This window comes from Phaeospirillum tilakii (assembly GCF_042683125.1).
Taxonomy (GTDB): domain Bacteria; phylum Pseudomonadota; class Alphaproteobacteria; order Rhodospirillales; family Magnetospirillaceae; genus Phaeospirillum; species Phaeospirillum tilakii.
This window is the reverse complement of sequence record NZ_JBHUIY010000055.1, coordinates 1-15658: the sequence shown is the minus strand read 5'-3', so window position 1 is coordinate 15658 and position 15658 is coordinate 1. Positions and strand designations below refer to the sequence as shown.

Below are 15658 nucleotides of genomic sequence, written 5' to 3'. Positions count from 1 at the left end.
CACCCCGGCGCCCGCCGCGCCCGCCGCCGCCAGCCCGGTCGAGGCGCCGCCGCCGCCGCGCGCCGCCGGTCTGTTCCTCTGGCCGCTGAAGGGCGAGGTGGTGGCCGAGTTCGGGCCGCTGCCGGGCAAGGGCCAGCACAATGACGGCATCAACATCGCCGCCGCGCGCGGCACCCCGATCCGCGCCGCCGAGAACGGGGTGGTGGTCTATGTCGGCAACGAGCTGAAGGGCTTCGGCAATCTGCTGCTGATCAAGCATGCCGATGGCTGGATGACCGCCTATGCCCATGCCGAGCAGCTCAAGGTCGATCGCGGGGCGCGGATCAAGCGCGGACAGGTGATCGCCACCGTCGGCAGCTCGGGCAACGCCTCCCAGCCGCAACTGCATTTCGAGATCCGGCGCGGCACCGAGGCGGTCAATCCGCTCGATTATCTGCCCGAGCGCAAACGCTAGGCGCCGCCGCTCCGGGCCGGGGGCCCATCGGGTGAAGGGCCCCTGGCCCTTCGCGGGATCGCCAAGGGGTGCGCCCCTTGGCCGGCTTGCCCCTTTGAGCGCGCCAGCGCCCGCGTCATGGCGCGGGTTCCTTCCGGTGATCTTTATTGGGGGGCGGAATTCCCGACACGGGGTCGGAATTCGACAGACCCCGCAGGGTCCGTGAGTCGCCGCACGCCACGACAGGCGAAGGCGGCAAGAATTTGTCCGAATTGGTTTTCAGAGAGCGGGCAAGACCTTACCCCCCACAGGCCTCGGCATTGCCCGCTCTTCCCGAAAGCGCCAGGGGCGCCCTTCGCTACTTGGTGGCGTGCTTGGCCGCTGCGCTGGCGAGGAAGTTGTAGCCCGGAACGCTCAGCACGAAAGCGTGCACGGCGATCGCGGTCAGCAGAGCCACGATCCAGATCACCGGCAGCCAGGTCGACGGATTGATGACCAGCCAGATCTTGTAGTCGTCTTTCGGATTGCTCATTTTGAACCCCTTGAAGGATTGCAGCGATTTCAGAACCATGGCTTCCACGCCCAGACCAGGACATGAGCGGCGAGGGCAAGGACCAGGAAGGCGATGAACGTGGTCTGGAACTGACCATGAAATTCAGCGGCTTCCTGTTCAGTCAGACCCGACAGGCTCGGCTCGGCCATTGGCTAAACTCCTTCGCTTGCTTGACACCGGCACCCACCGTTTTTTGGCGGGATGCATTCCCCGGCAAGAGCCAGGACGATCTCCGGTCAGAGCCAGGAGATCGTCCATGACCCCCTCATCCACACGCTGACGCGGCGGACTTACTTGGTGGCGGTCTTCGCCGCCGCGCTGGCGAGGAAGTTGTAGCCCGGAACGCTCAGCACGAAGGCATGCACGGCGATCGCGGTCAGCAGGGCGACGATCCAGATCACGGGCAGCCAGGTCGACGGATTGATGACCAGCCAGATCTTGTAGTCGTCTTTCGGATTGCTCATTTTAGGTTCCCCCAATTAAAGAGACGTCGTTTCTGGAAAATTCCGATCAGATGAAGATCAGAACCAGGGCTTCCAGATCCAGACCAGAACGTGAGCCACAGCCGCGAGCAGGATGAACGCGGAGAAAGTGGTCTTGAACTGATCCTGAACGGCAACCGCCTCTTCTTCCGTCAAACCCGACAAGCTTCTCTCAGCCATGTTGTCTACTCCATGTTGTGGGCGGGGCGCCTCACTGCGTCCCAGGCCTCATTAACGCGGAGTAATGTTGCATCGACGGCTGGCGCTGTCAATGCTTTTTGTCCAGGACAAAGTAGGGGCGACGGCCGGAGGGGGCGCCTTGGCCTCTTTTGGGCGGCGGCAGGGCGTGGCTGGTATTAAGCTGATGATAATAAAAAATTAATCGGCGTCGTTGTTCCGAATTTTCGTGGGAGGGGTCTCCCGTTTCCCTGGCGTTTCGCTGTGGGCACCCCATATTTTGTCCATGGCAAAAATCTGTGGTGAGAGACGGGTCGTAAGATCTGTCCAGTTTTTGTCCAATACAAAATAGCATCGCGGGGGCGAAGGAACGCCTGCGCGGAGGGGCGGGATGGGCGCAGCCCCCGCACCAGGAAAAAAAACAGGGCGGCGCCGTGGCGGCATGACCTGTCCCCGTGCGGGGGCGGCGATCCGTTCCGCCCCCGGCTGCCATCGGCGATGTCGCCTTGACAGCGCTTCTTCGTCGCTTTTATTAGAGCCTCTCCTTGTCACATCGACCGCGGTCCGCAGCCTGCGGCCGCCCGCCATCGGGCGCGGGAGCCCCCGATCCGATCCGCCGCCGGCCGCCGCCGTCCCGTGCTTCCTTTGTTGTCGCCGTGAAAGACCGAGCCCTTGTCCGACCCGACTGAAATGGCGTCCCCTCCCTCCTCCAATCCGCGCGCGGGGTTGGTGCCGATCTCCGCGATCGAGAAGGAGACGGGGCTGACCAAGGAAGTGATCCGCAAATGGGAGAGCCGCTACGGCTTTCCCCTGCCGGAGCGCGACGACAACGGCAACCGGCTCTATCCCGGCGACCAGATCGATCAGCTGCGGCTGATCCGCCGCCTGCTGGGGGTCGGCTATCGTCCGGGCAAGATCGTCGGCCTGTCCTTCGACGAGCTCGACGCCCTGGTCCGTCAGCTCTCGCCGCCGCCGGATGTGCCGGCGTCCGACTATGCCTGCCAGGTGCTGGAGGCGCTGACCGGTCATGACCTGCCCCGGTTGCGCGACCTGTTCAAGCAGCAATGGGCCCGGGACGGTCTGGCCAGCTTTATCGGCGTCACCCTGGCCCGGCTGACCACCACGGTCGGCGAGGCCTGGCTTCGGGGCGACCTGCGGCTGTTCGAGGAGCATCTCTACACCGAGGCGGCGCTCGACGTGCTGCACGAGGCGATCCGCACCGTCACCGGCTCGGCCCAGGCGCCGCGCCTGCTGCTCGCCACCCCCAGCGGCGAGGCCCACACCCTGGGCCTGATGATGGCCGAGGCGATCGCCGCGATGGAGGGCGCCCATTGCATCCGGTTGGGGGCGCAGATTCCGATCGCCGAAATGATCGCCGCCGCCACCGCCTGTCAGGCCGACATCGTCGGGCTGTCCTTCAGCGTGGCGTTTCCCGCCCGTGAGGCGGTTCAGATCCTGGCCGCGCTGCGCGATCGCCTCGACCCCGCCATCGAGGTCTGGGCCGGCGGTTATGGCGTCAGCGCCCTGCGGCCCTTGTCCGGCATCCGCTGCTTGCGCGACCTGGCCGAAATCGGTCCCGCGCTCGCCACCTGGCGCCGGGATCATCCCGGGCCAGCCTGACCGGGAGCGGCGACGGTTGGACAAGATGCGTTCTTGTCCTAGACAAAACCATTGACAGCGGCCAGGGGCCATGTGACACTCCACCTCACTCCAGGAGGGGGGGAGACCACGCCGGCGTGGGACCCAAACCAGCGGGGGTCACAGGTTTACCGCAGGGTCGTTTGTCGCCTTCGGCCTGCGAAGACCGCCATCGTCAGTCAAGATGGCGGGTGTTTGAGTGCCCATAGTGTATTACCCCTAAGTGCGAACGGGACTTGCTCGGTCCCGTTCGTTTAGGCGTGGGCGCCGTCCTTGCCGCAGGCGGCGTCGCGGGGCAACGGCTCACACCGAGGCCAGCCCCTCGCGGATGGCGTAGCGGGTCAGTTCGACCGTGGTGTGCAGCCCGAGCTTGCGCTTGATGTTGCGGCGATGCACCTCGACGGTGGCCACCGAGATCCCCAGCCGGGCCGCGATCTCCGCAGCGCGATCGCCGTTGGCGATCCGGCTCAGCACCTCGCGCTCACGCCGGCCGAGCACGCTGGGCGGCGAGGCCGAGGGGCGGCAATCCTCCAGCACCCGCCGCATCATCACCTGCATCGCTTCCTGCGACAGGGCGGTCTGGCCGTTGGCCGCCAGCCGGATCGCGGCGATCAGCTCGTCGGCGCCGGCCGATTTGACGACATAGCCGCGCGCCCCGGCTTTCAGCATCTCCTCGATGTACAGCCGGTCGGCATAGCCCGACAGCGCCAGGATCCGCACTGTCGGATGCCGCCGCGTCACCTCGCGGGCGATGTCGATGCCGTTGCGGTCGGGCAGGCCGATATCGAGCAGCAGCACGTCCGGCCGCACCCGGTCGAGCACCGCCAGGGTCTCCGCCCCGGTGCTGGCCTCGCCCAGGATCTCAAGATCGGGTTCCGCCCCGAGCGGGCTGCGCAACGCCTCGCGGAACATGCGATGGTCGTCGGCGACCACCACGCGGATGGTCATGGCGGGCTCTCCGGTTCGGGATCGGCATCGAGCGGCATCGACAGGGTGACGATGGTTCCGCCCTCGGGATGGGGCGCGATCGACAGGGTTCCCTTGAGGAAGGTGATCCGCTCGCGCAGGCTGACCAGACCAAAGCCCTTCGACACCGGCAGGGCGTCGGCGGCGACGGCGAGGCCGACGCCGCGGTCGGCGACCGCAACCAGGATGGTGCCGAGCTCGCCCCAAACCTTAACCCAGGCGCGGTCGGTGTGGGCGTGCTTGAACACGTTGATCAGCAGCTCGCGCACGGCGCGGAACAGAATCGCCGCCTGGGCCGAGGTCAGCGGCCGGGGCTGGCCGTCATCCGCCACCGTCACCTTGAGGCCGTAGACCCGGCCGAGTTCGTCGGCCAGCCAGCCGAGGGCGGGGATCAGGCCGAGATCGCGCAGCACCGGGGGGCTCAACTGCGACGCCAGCGAGCGGACCAGTCCGCTGGCCTCGCCCAGCAGGGCGGCGAGATCCTCGATCAGCCGGGCGGCGGCCGTTCCCCGGGCCCGGCCGAGCGAGCCCAGCTTGATCCGGGCGACATGCAGCATCTGGCCCAGATCGTCATGCAGGTCGGCGGCGATGGTCTGCCGCTCCCGCTCCTCGGCCAGGGTGGCCTTGACCGCCAATTGACGGAGCTGCTCGGTGCGCTCGACCACCCGCTTTTCCAGCTCGCGGCCCTGTTCGGCCAGTTCGCGGTTGGCGGTCTTGATCCGGGCCTCGGCATCGACCCGCTCGGTGATGTCGCGGGCGATGCCCAGCACCCCGATCAGGGCGCCGGCCGGGTCGCGCATCGGGGCGCGGACCGTCGCCATGAAGGCCAGCCGCCCGGCGGCGGCGAGGGGGCGGGTCTCGTCGCTGACGCGGGGCGCCGCCGCCTCGATCGCGGCGGCGTCGCTGGCGCAATAGGCGGCCGCCTGATCGGCGGGGAACAGGTCCGCGTCGCGCCGGCCGAGGATCTCGGCCAAGCTCCGTCCGAGCGCGTGCTGAAAGGCGGCGTTGCAGGTCAGGTAGCGTCCGGCCGGATCCTTCAGCCACACCAGATCGGGAATGGCCTCGAGCAGGGTGCGCAACTGGGTCCGCTCGTAATCGAGGCTGATCTCCATCAGCTTGCGCTCGGTGATGTCCTCGTGCGCCACCACCGCGCCCCGGCAGGGCGGTTGCAGGGGGTAGGCGCTCAGCCGGAACCAGCCGGGCTGGCCGCCGGCGGCGGTGCAGGGGTAATCGAGCACGAAATGATCGCGCTGCCCCGCCAGCACCGCGGCGATGCCTTCCCAGGCGGCGGTGGCCTCGGCGCCGTCCGGCTGGCCGGCCGCGGCCCGGCAGACGTCATGGTAGTTGAACCGGGTGGCGCCCTCCGCCAGCGTCGGCGCGTCGTTGCGGGCGGCGAAATGGCACCAGGCGGTGTTGACCCCGATGATGGCGCCGTCCGGGTCGAGCACGCAGATGTTCTGCGGGATCGAATCGAGGATGGTCTTGACGAAGGCCTCGCTCTCGCGCAGCGCCTGTTCGGCGGCCTTGCGCTCGGTGATGTCGATCGCGACGGTGACATAGTGGGTCACCCGGCCCTCGGCATCCCTGACCGGGGCGACGTGGCTGTCCTCCCAATAAAGCGCGCCGCTCTTGCGGCGATTGAGCATCTCGCCGTTCCAGATCCGCCCCTGATCGAGCCGTTCCCGCAGCGCGGCGAAGGTCTCGGGCGCGGTCTGGCCGGACTGGATCAGCCGGGAGGGATGGCCGACCACCTCGTCGGCGCGATAGCCGGTGACCTCGGTGAAGCGGGGATTGACGTATTCAATCCGCGAGTCGAGATCGGTGATCATCACCGAGGCCGGGCTTTGCTCGATCGCGGTGGACAGCTTGCGGAGCGATTCCTCCATCTGCCGGCGGGCGGTGATGTCGCGCTCGATCGAGATCAACTGGCCGACCTCGCCGCTGGGGTCGAGCACCGGCAGGACATCCATGTCGACCCAGAACGGCGTGCCGGCCTTGGTCTGGCGCAGCACCTCGGCCCGCACCGCCTCGCGGCGGCGGAAATGGTCCCGCATCCGGGCGATCTGGGCCGGATCGCTGGCCAGCCCGAACAGCACGTCGGCCGGGCGGGTCTGCAATTCCTCGGCGGTGTAGCCGGACAGGCGCTCGAACGCCGGGCTGACCCACAGCACGGTCGGGCCCTGTTCGGGCTCGAAATTGGGCTCGGTGACCAGAATGGCTTCGTTGATCCGCGACAGCACGGTCTGGAGGATGCCGAGTTCGGCCTTGTAGCGATGCTGGATCTCGATCTCGATCAGGGCGCCAAGCTCGCCGGCCGAATCGCGTTCGGCCTGGGTCCAGGGCTGCGACTGGCCGTGGATGTTCTCGAGAAACTGGGCGAAAGACTTGCGCGGCGAGATCCGCCCGCTCTCATCGACGAAATGGGCCTGTTCCGGGTTGCCGGCCCAGCGCACCGAGCGGCGCCGTTCGGTACGAAACCAGATCATGGTGATCCCCGGCCGATCGCGCAGGGAAACGAAGATCGCCCCGGCGATACCGTCCGCCGCGTCGCTTTCCCCGCCCAGATCCTGGCTCAGCGCGTTGGTGGCGTAGAAGGTCGGGTCGCCGTCGCGGCCAAGACGGCGCCGTTGCAGCTCCCAGATCCGCTCCGGTGCCGGGGTGGCCCCGAGGGTTTGCAGCGAATCGTCCACCAGCAGGGCGAACCCGTCGGCGCCGACCACCCCGAGCAGGTCGGCGCCGCCGTCCTCGCGCATCAGCGCCTTGAAATCGCGGGCCCCCATCGCCTCGACCAGCCGGCGGCGGCGCAGGGTCAGGCCATAATCCCGTTCGCGCCGTTCCCGCAGCAGGGTGGATTCGATCAGGGCGGCGATGTCCTCGAACAGCCAGCCCAGGGCATCGCGCTCGGGCGGCGAGAAATATTTCGGTTCGGTCGAATTCTGGCAGGACACCAGCCCCCACAGCACGCCGTCAACCTCCAGGGCTCCGACCAGGGTGGAGCGGACCTTCATGTTGGTCAGGTATTCGATGTGGATCGGCGACACGCTGCGCAGGCTGGACCGGCCGAGATCGACCGTATCCGAGGCGGCGCGCGCCATCAGGGCCGAGGGCAGGTACTGAACGTCGGGGATCTGCCGCACCCGGCTCAACTGAAACAATTCGCGCGCCTGACGGGGGATGTCGCTGGCGGGGAAGTTGAGGCCGAGATAGGGCTCGATCCCGTCGAGGCGGGATTCGGCGATCACTTCGCCGTTCCAGGCCGAATCGAACCGGTACAGCATGACCCGATCGAACCCGGTGATGGCGCGGATCACCTCGACCGCGTTGGCGGTGATGGCGGGGATGTCGTTGAGGCCCCGCAGCCGGGCCAGATCGCGCCGGCACTGGTAGATCACCTGCTGGACCCGGTTGGCATCCTGGTCGGCGCATTCGATGTCGATCAGGACCTGCCCGGCCTCGTTGTGGCTGGGCCGCAGCTGGAGCAGCCGGCCATTGCGGCTGAGGGGGAACAGCGGCTGGGCGCCGTCCGCCGGCAGGTCGAGCAGGCTGGCGGCGGCGACCTCGCCGATCAGGCTGGCGAAGGAACGGCCGATGATCGCTTCCGCCCGCCAGCCGAGCAGGGGCAGGCAGGACTCGCTGGCCGCCTCGATCTCGCCGCTGTCGCGGTCGAGCACCAGGACCGCCCCGTGCGGCTGAACCGCGCCCGGATAGCGGATCGGTTCGGATTCGCAGGTGGTGGTGTCAAGAGGGATCATCGTCTCGACCGCTGCCGGACCTCATCCCCCACCGTATCACGCCGCGCCGATCGTGGTCGCGTCGATTGCCGTCATGCCGTCGCGTTGGCGGGCCTCGGTCCGGGCCTGGGCGACGCAGGCATCGAGGGCGGTGCACCAGCGGGCGGAGAACCGGGCGGGATCGCCCAGCCACGACACCAGACTGGGCACCGCCTTGCCGATGCCGCAGCATTCGTCGCAGACCGCCGCGACCGGCAGGGGTCCGACCCCGGTCAGGCCGGGACCGGCGGCGCGCATGAAGCGGATCGCCAGCGCGTCGAACAGCGGCTGGGTCAGCCAGGCCCGCCGTTCGGCCTGCAACATCTCCGCCGCCAGCAGCAGGCGGCGATAGCGCGCCGCCCGTTTCGGCTGTGCCGCCACCAGCTCGCGATGCAGCACCAGCAGATGGGTTTCGAGCAGCCAGCGCGGCACGCCGCGACAGGCCAGCAACGTTCCGAGCCAGGTAACCTGCTGGATCACGTAGGCCAGCGGCTGATCGACCAGGGTGACCAGATATCCGCCGTCGGATCGGGCGAAATCGGCCCCCCGCTCCGGATAACGGGCAGAAAAATAGGGGTTGGTCTCGTAGCATTTGCTGGCCGCCCGCAAGACGGCCTCGATCTCCCGTGGATCGGTCGGCAACGGTGTATCGCCGGCGGCGGGATTGTATAAGGGGTTATACTGGTGCGACATTGTCGGACCATCGCCTGGAGACTCAACGCTATCGATGATAATCGGGGCCGTCACTCCCTATCAATTCCCAGTTCGGATTAGCGCCACCACCCAGAACTAGGTATGGGCGCGGGTGGCCAGCCATCTCGTCTGCCGGTCGGCCAGCGTCTCGATCTCGGCGAAGAATCCGACCGCTGCCGCGATGGCGGTGGCGGGGTCGAACGGGGCCAGCCGGTCGGCCAGCGCCCAGAACGCCTCCCAGCGGGTGGCATCCTGCTGGCCATCGAAAAAGGCGGTGATGGTCCGGCACGAAGCCGGCAGCCGCTCGCGCAGCGACGGCAGCAAGGCCCGTCCGCCCAGCACGCTGCCTTCGATGACGTAGCGCATGCCGACATAAGCGGCGGGCGAGGCCGGCGCCCTGCCGTCCCAGCGCGGAAAGTCGGGGGCGTCCAGATCCACCTCCCGGCCCAGCCGGCGCAAATCCTCGGCGAGCCAGTCGCTGCGTCGTGGCGGCGCGTCCTCCGGCCGGACCGAGGCGCAGGCCAATTCGGTCGGGGCATGGAATCCATGCAAGCCGAGCAGGGCATCGCCATAGCTTCGTGCCGTCAGGGGGCCGCGCACCAGCGGCGACATCAGGGGATGGTGATCCAGCCGGTGATGCGCCGCCTTGGTCGCCTCCCGAAGCGCGGGGCGTAATTCCTCGAATGATTGCGGCATGGTTCCTGTTTCTCCGAGATCAGGGGCGGGCCGAACGTGATCTGTTGGACGGTAGGACAATCACGCTCTGCGCGGACGAAAAAATCGGGAGGCCCGCGCCGTTACCGCCCCGGCGTCGGCCGCAGGTCGATCGGGCGGCTTCGCAGGTCGCCCAGGCGCCAGTTGAGGGCGCGGGCGATCCGCAAGGTGCCGGCGCGGCGGCCGGCCTGGACCCGGGCGCGGTCGGCCAGCGCCGCCGGCAGTCCGCGCAGCCCGGCGGCGAAGCCCCGCCACGCGGCGGCGGGGGCGCGGGCGCGGATCAGCAGATAAACCGTCGCGGCCAGATGCAGCGCCAGTCCCGGCGCCAGCAGCGGTCCGGGCAGGCAGCGGGCGACCATCCGGACCCGGTTGCGGTAGGAATGGAACAGGGTGAAGGCGCTGGCCCGGCCGCTGATCGCCGAGGCCAGATGGGTGACGCGGGCCTCGGCGACCTGGACGCAGCGATGGCCGGCGAGGCGGAGGCGGAAGCCGAGATCGACATCCTCGATGTAACAGAAAAAATGCGGATCGAACCCGCCGACGGCGCGAAAGGCGTCGGTGCGGTAGAGCGCGGCGGCGGCGCAGGGGGCGAAGGCCTCGCCGTCGGCGGTCGGGGCGGCGGCCAGCGGCTGGCCGGTGCCGCCGCGCCAGGGAATGCCGCACACCGACAGCACGTCGCCGCAGCCGTCGATCAGGCCGGGCCGGGTGCCGTCGCGCTGGAGCGAGCCGAACATTGTTCCCCCGGGATGGCGGACGATCGCCCGCGCCAGCGCCGCCAGCCAGTCGGGATCGGCGCGGGCGTCGGGGTTGAGGGTGGCCAGCCAGGGGGTGCGGACCTCCCGCGCGGCGCGGTTGTTGCCGGCGGCGAAGCCGAGATTGGCCGGCGCCCGCAGCAGGCGGAAGCGGGAATCCGGCAGCACCAGCCGCTCGGCCGAGCCGTCGGTCGAGGCGTTGTCGAGCACCAGGGCGACGAAATCCGGGTCGGTCTGGGCGGCGAGCGAGTCGAGCGCGGCCTGGATCAGGTCGCCGCCATTGTAATTGACCAGGATCACCGTCACCCAGGGGGCGCTGGCCGCCTGGCTCACCCCCTGCTCGCCAGCCGGGCGGCGGCGCGGGCATCGACCTCGTCCATCCGGGCGCGGTAGGGCGCGCCGAGTTCGCGGGCGCGGGCGACCAGGGCCGGATCGGCCCGGCTCGGGTCGCCGTCGTCGAACGGCGGGGCCGGGCAATATTCCAGTTGAAGCTGGATCCGCCGCGCCACGTCCTCGCCGCGCAGCAATGCCGCCAGGGTCAGGGCGAAATCGATCCCGGCGGTGACCCCGGCCCCGGTGATGCGGTCGCGGTCATGCACCACCCGCGCCCCCGCCACCGGTTCGGCGCCGAAGCGGGCGAGGCGGTCGAGCGACATCCAGTGGGTGGTGGCGCGATAGCCGGCGAGCAGCCCGGCGGCGGCCAGCACCAGCGCCCCGGTGCAGACCGCGGTGACGTAGCGGCAGCTGGCGGCGTGCTGGCGCAGGGCGTCGAGCAGCAGCGGATCCTCCATCGCCGCGAGGTGGCCCGGCCCGCCCGGCACGCACAGCAGGTCGAGCGGCGGACAGGCCGCCCACAGCGTGGTCGGCAGCAGGGTCAGGCCGCCGCTGCCGCTGCGGGCCGCCTCGGGCAGGGTCGAGATCAGCAGGCACTCGCAGCCGGGCAGGCGGGTCAGCACCTCCCACGGCCCGGCGAGGTCGAGATGGGTCTGGTCCGGGAACAGGGCGAATCCCACCCGCAACGGCGTCTCGTCGCTCATCGGCTGTCTCCTGTCGGGGTGCCGGTCGCCGCGGCGCGGCGGCGATAGCGGCCGTCGGGGTCGGACTCGGCGAGGCCGAGGGCGACCAGCCGTTCCAGCCGCTCGATGTGCGAGCGGGCCCAGGCCGGCGGATCCTCGGCCCGCTCGCGCCGGGCCAGGTCGAACGGGTCGGCGAAATCCTGGTCGAGCAGGGCGGCGAGGCGCAGGTCGCGCTCGGTGGCCTGACGCGGCGGGTTGGCGGCGACCCGGGCGCGGGCGGCGTCGCGCCAGGCCGGGTCGGGCGTCGCCGGCTCGGCGGGGGCGGCGCGGGCGGCGCCGGTCAGGCCGAGCAGGGCGCGCAGGTCGCGCACCATGTTGCGCAGGGCGCGGTGATCGGACGGCGAGCCGGGCAGGACGTAGCTGAGCGGCCGGCCCTGGTGGACGAACACCAGCCGGGGATGCTTGCCGCCATGCTCGATCTCGTAGCGCTCGATCCCCGCCGCCGCCAGTTCGCGCGTGATCGCCGTGTCGAAATCCTTGCCGAGCCGCATCTTTTTCCCCGTCGCGGCACCCTGCCGCCGCCTTCGCAGTATCGGCCGAAGCCGCGCCGGAGCCAAGCGCGCGGTTCGGGGGCGGCACCGGGTAGGACGCTCCCCTCCTCAAGGGGTGATTGCGCCGGGCGCCCCCCGTGCTATAAAACCCGCCATGGCGAACGCGCGGCAGGACAAGGGGGAGGTCGGATGAGCGCCGCCCCTCTGATCATCATCCTCAACGGCCCCAATCTCAACATGCTGGGAACCCGGCAGCCGGAGACCTATGGCCGCGAGACCCTGGCCGACATCGAGCATCAGTGCCGCGCCCATGCCGAGGGGCTGGGGCTGACGGTCGAGTTTCGTCAGAGCAACCACGAGGGCGAGCTGGTCACCTGGATCCAGCAGGCGCGGGGACGGGCTGCCGGCCTGATTCTCAATGCCGGCGCCTATACCCACACCTCGGTGGCCCTTCTCGACGCCCTGCTGGCCGCCGAGGTGACGACGATCGAGGTTCATCTGTCCAACATCCATCAGCGGGATTCGTTCCGCCACCACTCCTACGTGGCCCAGGCGGCCAAGGGGATGATCGCTGGCCTCGGCAGCCACGGCTATCTCCTGGCGCTTGACGCCTTGGCCCGGCTGATCAAGGGAACTCCGGAAAGATAATGGGCACCAACACCCCCATCGACAGCGAATCGGTGCGCGCCCTCGCCACCCTGCTCGACGAGACCAACCTGACCGAAATCGAATATTCCGTCGGCGAGGTCCGCATCCGTGTCGTCCGCCAGGTGCAGGCGGTGGCCTATCAGGCCGCCCCGGCCCCGGTCGCCGCCGTGCCGCAGGCCCAGGCGGCCGGCGGCGCCAACGAGGCCGACCATCCCGGCGCGGTGACCTCGCCGATGGTCGGCGTGTCCTACCTCGCCCCCGAACCCGGCGCGGCCAAGTTCATCAATCCGGGCGACACCGTCGCCGAGGGTCAGACCCTGATGCTGATCGAGGCGATGAAGACCTTCAACCCGATCCGCGCCCCGCGCGGCGGCAAGGTCACCCGGATCCTGGTGACCGACGGCCAGCCGGTCGAGTTCGGCGAACCCCTCGTGATCATCGAATAAGCCGATGTTCGAGAAGGTTCTCATCGCCAACCGGGGCGAAATCGCCCTTCGCATCCATCGCGCCTGCCGCGAGATGGGTATCCGCACCGTCGCGGTGCATTCCACCGCCGACACCGACGCGATGCATGTCCGTCTCGCCGACGAGGCGGTGTGCATCGGCCCGCCCCAGGCGAAGGAATCCTATCTCAACAAGGCGGCGATCCTGTCGGCCGCGACCATCACCGGGGCGGACGCGATCCATCCCGGCTACGGCTTCCTGTCGGAAAACGCCGACTTCGCCCAGATGGTCGAGGAACACGGGCTGGTGTTCATCGGCCCGTCGCCCGATCACATCCGGATGATGGGCGACAAGATCACCGCCAAGCAGGCGGCCAAGGCCGCCGGCCTGCCGGTGGTGCCCGGCTCGGAAGGGGCGATCGACACGGTCGAGCAGGCGCTGGCCGCGGCCGAGGCGATCGGCTATCCGGTGCTGATCAAGGCCACCGCCGGCGGCGGCGGCAAGGGCATGAAGGTCGCCCGCACCCCGGACGATCTGGTCGAGGCGTTCAAGCTGGCCCGCAACGAGGCGAAAGCCGCGTTCGGCAATGCCGACGTCTACATGGAAAAGTATCTCGGCCGGCCGCGCCACATCGAGATTCAGATCCTGGCCGACAATTACGGCGGGGTGGTCCATCTCGGCGAGCGCGACTGTTCGCTCCAGCGCAAGCATCAGAAGGTGCTGGAGGAGGCGCCGTCGCCGGCCCTCAACGCCGACCAGCGCGAGCGGATCGGCGCCACCGCCTGCGCCGCGATCGCCAAGCTCGGCTACCGCAACGCCGGCACGATCGAGTTCCTGTTCGAGAACGGGCAGTTCTATTTCATCGAGATGAACACCCGGCTTCAGGTCGAACACCCGATCACCGAGGCGATCACCGGGATCGATCTGGTGCGCGAACAGATCCGCATCGCCGCCGGGGCGCCGCTCGGCTACGGCCAGTCCGACGTGCGCTTCGCCGGTCAGGCGATCGAATGCCGCATCAACGCCGAGGATCCCCAGACCTTCGCTCCCTGCCCGGGGCGGATCGAGGGCTACCATGCTCCCGGCGGGCTGGGGGTGCGGGTGGATTCGGGGCTGTATTCCGGCTATCGCATCCCGCCGCATTACGACAGCATGATCGCCAAGCTGATCGTCTACGGCAATTCCCGCAACGAGGCGCTGATGCGCCTGCGCCGGGCGCTGGGCGAATATGTGATCGAGGGGGTCAAGACCACCCTGCCGCTGCACAACCGGCTGGTGCAGGATTCGGACTTCGTCAATGGCGATTACGACATCCACTGGCTGGAAAGATTTGTGGAGCGGAACAACCACTGAAACCAGCCCCTTGGGCTGAGGGCAGACGGTTGTTGTTCTGGAAGCGGGGGCCGTTGGTTCGGCTCCCGCTTTCGTTTTTTGGGGTTCGCCTTAACCCTGGCTCCCGTCCCCAGGTGTGGTGGCCGATGAGCCGCGAGGCGTTCAGGGCATGGATGACGCGCAACGGCCTGACGGTCCCCCCGGTGCTCGGCCTATCCCGCCGGCAGGTGGCAACCTATTCCATTAGAGGTAATACGCTTCATAGTGTTCCCTTTTTTCCTTTGATGATTGGGCCAGCCATGCTGGTCTACGTGCAATAGCCTTTCTGTGCTGTCGCCACGTGATCAAGTTTTTTGGTGGCACCTATGTTAGTCCTGAATTCAGTCTGTACATGTAACCGCATTGAGTGCATGTGGCTAATTGACATGTGGCCTAATTGCCTGCAGTATATATCCATAAGAGATATGATTGCATACGATTTGGCCGGGAAGATAAGCATGACACAGGGGAAGAGGTATAATCTCGACCAACTCAAGAAGACTGGAGGGCGTGGAACAGTGGATCTGCCCATGCTGGCTGGCTGGAATATGGGCAACAACACCCTCAACATCACGATGAACATGGAGACGTTTAGGGAGATATCGCTTGTGGCTAACGAAGCCCGTATCGTTGCCATGGGCGAAGGTCCCGAGCAGATCGCACAGCGTCAGCTCCTCCCTGACCATGCCAAGAAGCTAGCCCTCTACATTCTTCGCGGCCTCCTATCTGGCGTGAAGGCGCACTGGGTGTCTGATAATAAGCACGTCCCGGACTTCCTGAATGACGTACTTGCAGAATTGGGGGAGGGGCCGTATCAGGCGCTCCAGCCTTTTACTGCCAACATCCGCAATATTCAGGAAGGCGGTTTAGAGTTTGAGGACACCCCTGCCGGTATAATTTTGCACCTCCACAAACTCCAGAAACTTTTCGTGGTCGATGGACAACACCGACTCCGTGCCGCCGATCTGGTTTATGAATGGTTAAATAACATTCTCACCAACGCAAAGTACCCGAAGAAGGGGCTCTGGATTGGGGATGCCCAGGAGGTGAGTTCAGAGGAAGTGGAGGTGTGGATTGCGGTTATGACGGAGTTCAGCACCGCCTTCACCGTCGATGTCACCGTTCACCTGGGCCTGGATGCAGAACAGGAGCGCCAGCTCTTCCACGACCTGAATGTGCTGGGGAAAAAGCCGTCTGCAGCTCAAGCTCTCGCCTTTGACGCGGCTAACCCGGTAAGCAGGTATGTGTCCGAGCGGCTGGCGGAGAATGGCTTCGTGCATGGTTTGCGGGTTGTGGATGCTGGGCACAAAAAGTCAGGTACTAAGAGCCCGACTCGAAACTCTATGAATTGAAACAATACCTTGCGAGACGCCTGGTTGTGAGGCGGATATGGGCGACGTTGATCCATGCTTCGGCGGAGGCGATGGATTTTTCCCAGTCCTTGGCCAAT

Annotated in this window: 17 protein-coding genes and 1 pseudogene; 6 read left to right on the top strand and 12 right to left on the bottom strand. The window is 67.6% G+C overall.

Features of this window, described 5'->3' with window-relative positions; genetic code table 11:
• A partial coding sequence (locus ACFSNB_RS17465) for a murein hydrolase activator EnvC family protein (RefSeq protein ID WP_377318917.1) occupies positions 1-454 on the top strand: 454 nt, incomplete at its 5' end.
• A gap of 337 nt (positions 455-791) precedes the next feature.
• Here the strand turns inward: ACFSNB_RS17465 and pufA (ACFSNB_RS17460) are convergent.
• The 4 genes from pufA (ACFSNB_RS17460) to pufB (ACFSNB_RS17445) form a co-directional block, all read right to left on the bottom strand.
• Positions 792-965, bottom strand: a complete 174-nt coding sequence (pufA, locus tag ACFSNB_RS17460) for a light-harvesting antenna LH1, alpha subunit (RefSeq protein WP_377318915.1) — start codon at positions 963-965, stop codon at positions 792-794.
• Between the two features lie 29 nt (positions 966-994).
• Positions 995-1135 (bottom strand): light-harvesting antenna LH1, beta subunit, encoded by a 141-nt coding sequence (gene pufB / locus ACFSNB_RS17455; RefSeq protein ID WP_377318913.1) that lies wholly within the window; start codon positions 1133-1135, stop codon positions 995-997.
• Between the two features lie 141 nt (positions 1136-1276).
• The gene (gene pufA, locus ACFSNB_RS17450) at positions 1277-1450 is read right to left on the bottom strand and encodes a light-harvesting antenna LH1, alpha subunit (RefSeq protein ID WP_377318911.1); all 174 of its coding nucleotides are present in this window, start codon (positions 1448-1450) and stop codon (positions 1277-1279) included.
• Between the two features lie 57 nt (positions 1451-1507).
• Positions 1508-1648: a light-harvesting antenna LH1, beta subunit gene (gene pufB / locus ACFSNB_RS17445; RefSeq protein WP_377318909.1), complete on the bottom strand. Its 141-nt coding sequence runs from the start codon at positions 1646-1648 to the stop codon at positions 1508-1510.
• Between the two features lie 726 nt (positions 1649-2374).
• Here pufB (ACFSNB_RS17445) and ACFSNB_RS17440 point away from each other — a divergent pair.
• The gene (locus ACFSNB_RS17440) at positions 2375-3265 is read left to right on the top strand and encodes a MerR family transcriptional regulator (protein WP_377318907.1); all 891 of its coding nucleotides are present in this window, start codon (positions 2375-2377) and stop codon (positions 3263-3265) included.
• A gap of 321 nt (positions 3266-3586) precedes the next feature.
• Here the strand turns inward: ACFSNB_RS17440 and ACFSNB_RS17435 are convergent, their stop codons facing one another.
• The 7 genes from ACFSNB_RS17435 to ACFSNB_RS17405 form a co-directional block, all read right to left on the bottom strand.
• Positions 3587-4231, bottom strand: a complete 645-nt coding sequence (locus ACFSNB_RS17435; RefSeq protein ID WP_377318905.1) for a response regulator — start codon at positions 4229-4231, stop codon at positions 3587-3589.
• Positions 4228-8001, bottom strand: coding sequence for a PAS domain S-box protein (locus ACFSNB_RS17430; protein WP_377318903.1), 3774 nt, complete (start codon positions 7999-8001; stop codon positions 4228-4230). The genes ACFSNB_RS17435 and ACFSNB_RS17430 overlap by 4 nt, the downstream gene beginning before the upstream one ends.
• Positions 8002-8037: 36 nt before the next feature.
• Entirely contained in the window at positions 8038-8661 is a 624-nt protein-coding gene (locus ACFSNB_RS17425; RefSeq protein ID WP_377318901.1) for a hypothetical protein, read from the bottom strand.
• Positions 8662-8808: 147 nt separating this feature from the next.
• Positions 8809-9408, bottom strand: coding sequence for a biliverdin-producing heme oxygenase (locus ACFSNB_RS17420; protein ID WP_377318899.1), 600 nt, complete (start codon positions 9406-9408; stop codon positions 8809-8811).
• Positions 9409-9509: 101 nt separating this feature from the next.
• A complete protein-coding gene (locus ACFSNB_RS17415; protein WP_377318897.1) occupies positions 9510-10511 on the bottom strand; it encodes a glycosyltransferase family 2 protein in 1002 nt (333 codons plus the stop codon).
• Positions 10508-11215: a DJ-1/PfpI family protein gene (locus ACFSNB_RS17410; protein ID WP_377318895.1), complete on the bottom strand. Its 708-nt coding sequence runs from the start codon at positions 11213-11215 to the stop codon at positions 10508-10510. The genes ACFSNB_RS17415 and ACFSNB_RS17410 overlap by 4 nt, the downstream gene beginning before the upstream one ends.
• On the bottom strand, positions 11212-11745 hold the full coding sequence (locus tag ACFSNB_RS17405; RefSeq protein ID WP_377318893.1) for a hypothetical protein: 534 nt from the start codon (positions 11743-11745) through the stop codon (positions 11212-11214). Before ACFSNB_RS17405 ends, ACFSNB_RS17410 begins: the two co-directional genes overlap by 4 nt.
• Positions 11746-11934: 189 nt before the next feature.
• Between ACFSNB_RS17405 and aroQ the strand changes: the two genes are divergently transcribed.
• From aroQ to ACFSNB_RS17385, 4 genes are all read left to right on the top strand, one after another.
• Positions 11935-12393, top strand: coding sequence for a type II 3-dehydroquinate dehydratase (gene aroQ / locus ACFSNB_RS17400; protein ID WP_377318891.1), 459 nt, complete (start codon positions 11935-11937; stop codon positions 12391-12393).
• Positions 12393-12839 carry an acetyl-CoA carboxylase biotin carboxyl carrier protein gene (locus tag ACFSNB_RS17395; RefSeq protein ID WP_377318889.1) on the top strand — a complete coding sequence of 149 codons (447 nt, stop codon included), beginning with the start codon at positions 12393-12395 and terminating at the stop codon, positions 12837-12839. The genes aroQ and ACFSNB_RS17395 overlap by 1 nt, the downstream gene beginning before the upstream one ends.
• A gap of 4 nt (positions 12840-12843) precedes the next feature.
• Positions 12844-14190 (top strand): acetyl-CoA carboxylase biotin carboxylase subunit, encoded by a 1347-nt coding sequence (gene accC / locus ACFSNB_RS17390; protein WP_377318887.1) that lies wholly within the window; start codon positions 12844-12846, stop codon positions 14188-14190.
• 389 nt (positions 14191-14579) lie between these two features.
• Positions 14580-15560 carry a DNA sulfur modification protein DndB gene (locus tag ACFSNB_RS17385; RefSeq protein WP_377318885.1) on the top strand — a complete coding sequence of 327 codons (981 nt, stop codon included), beginning with the start codon at positions 14580-14582 and terminating at the stop codon, positions 15558-15560.
• Here ACFSNB_RS17385 and ACFSNB_RS17380 read toward each other — a convergent pair.
• Positions 15550-15658 (bottom strand): annotated as a pseudogene (locus ACFSNB_RS17380) (IS5/IS1182 family transposase); the annotation flags it as partial. The gene ACFSNB_RS17385 and the pseudogene ACFSNB_RS17380 overlap by 11 nt on opposite strands.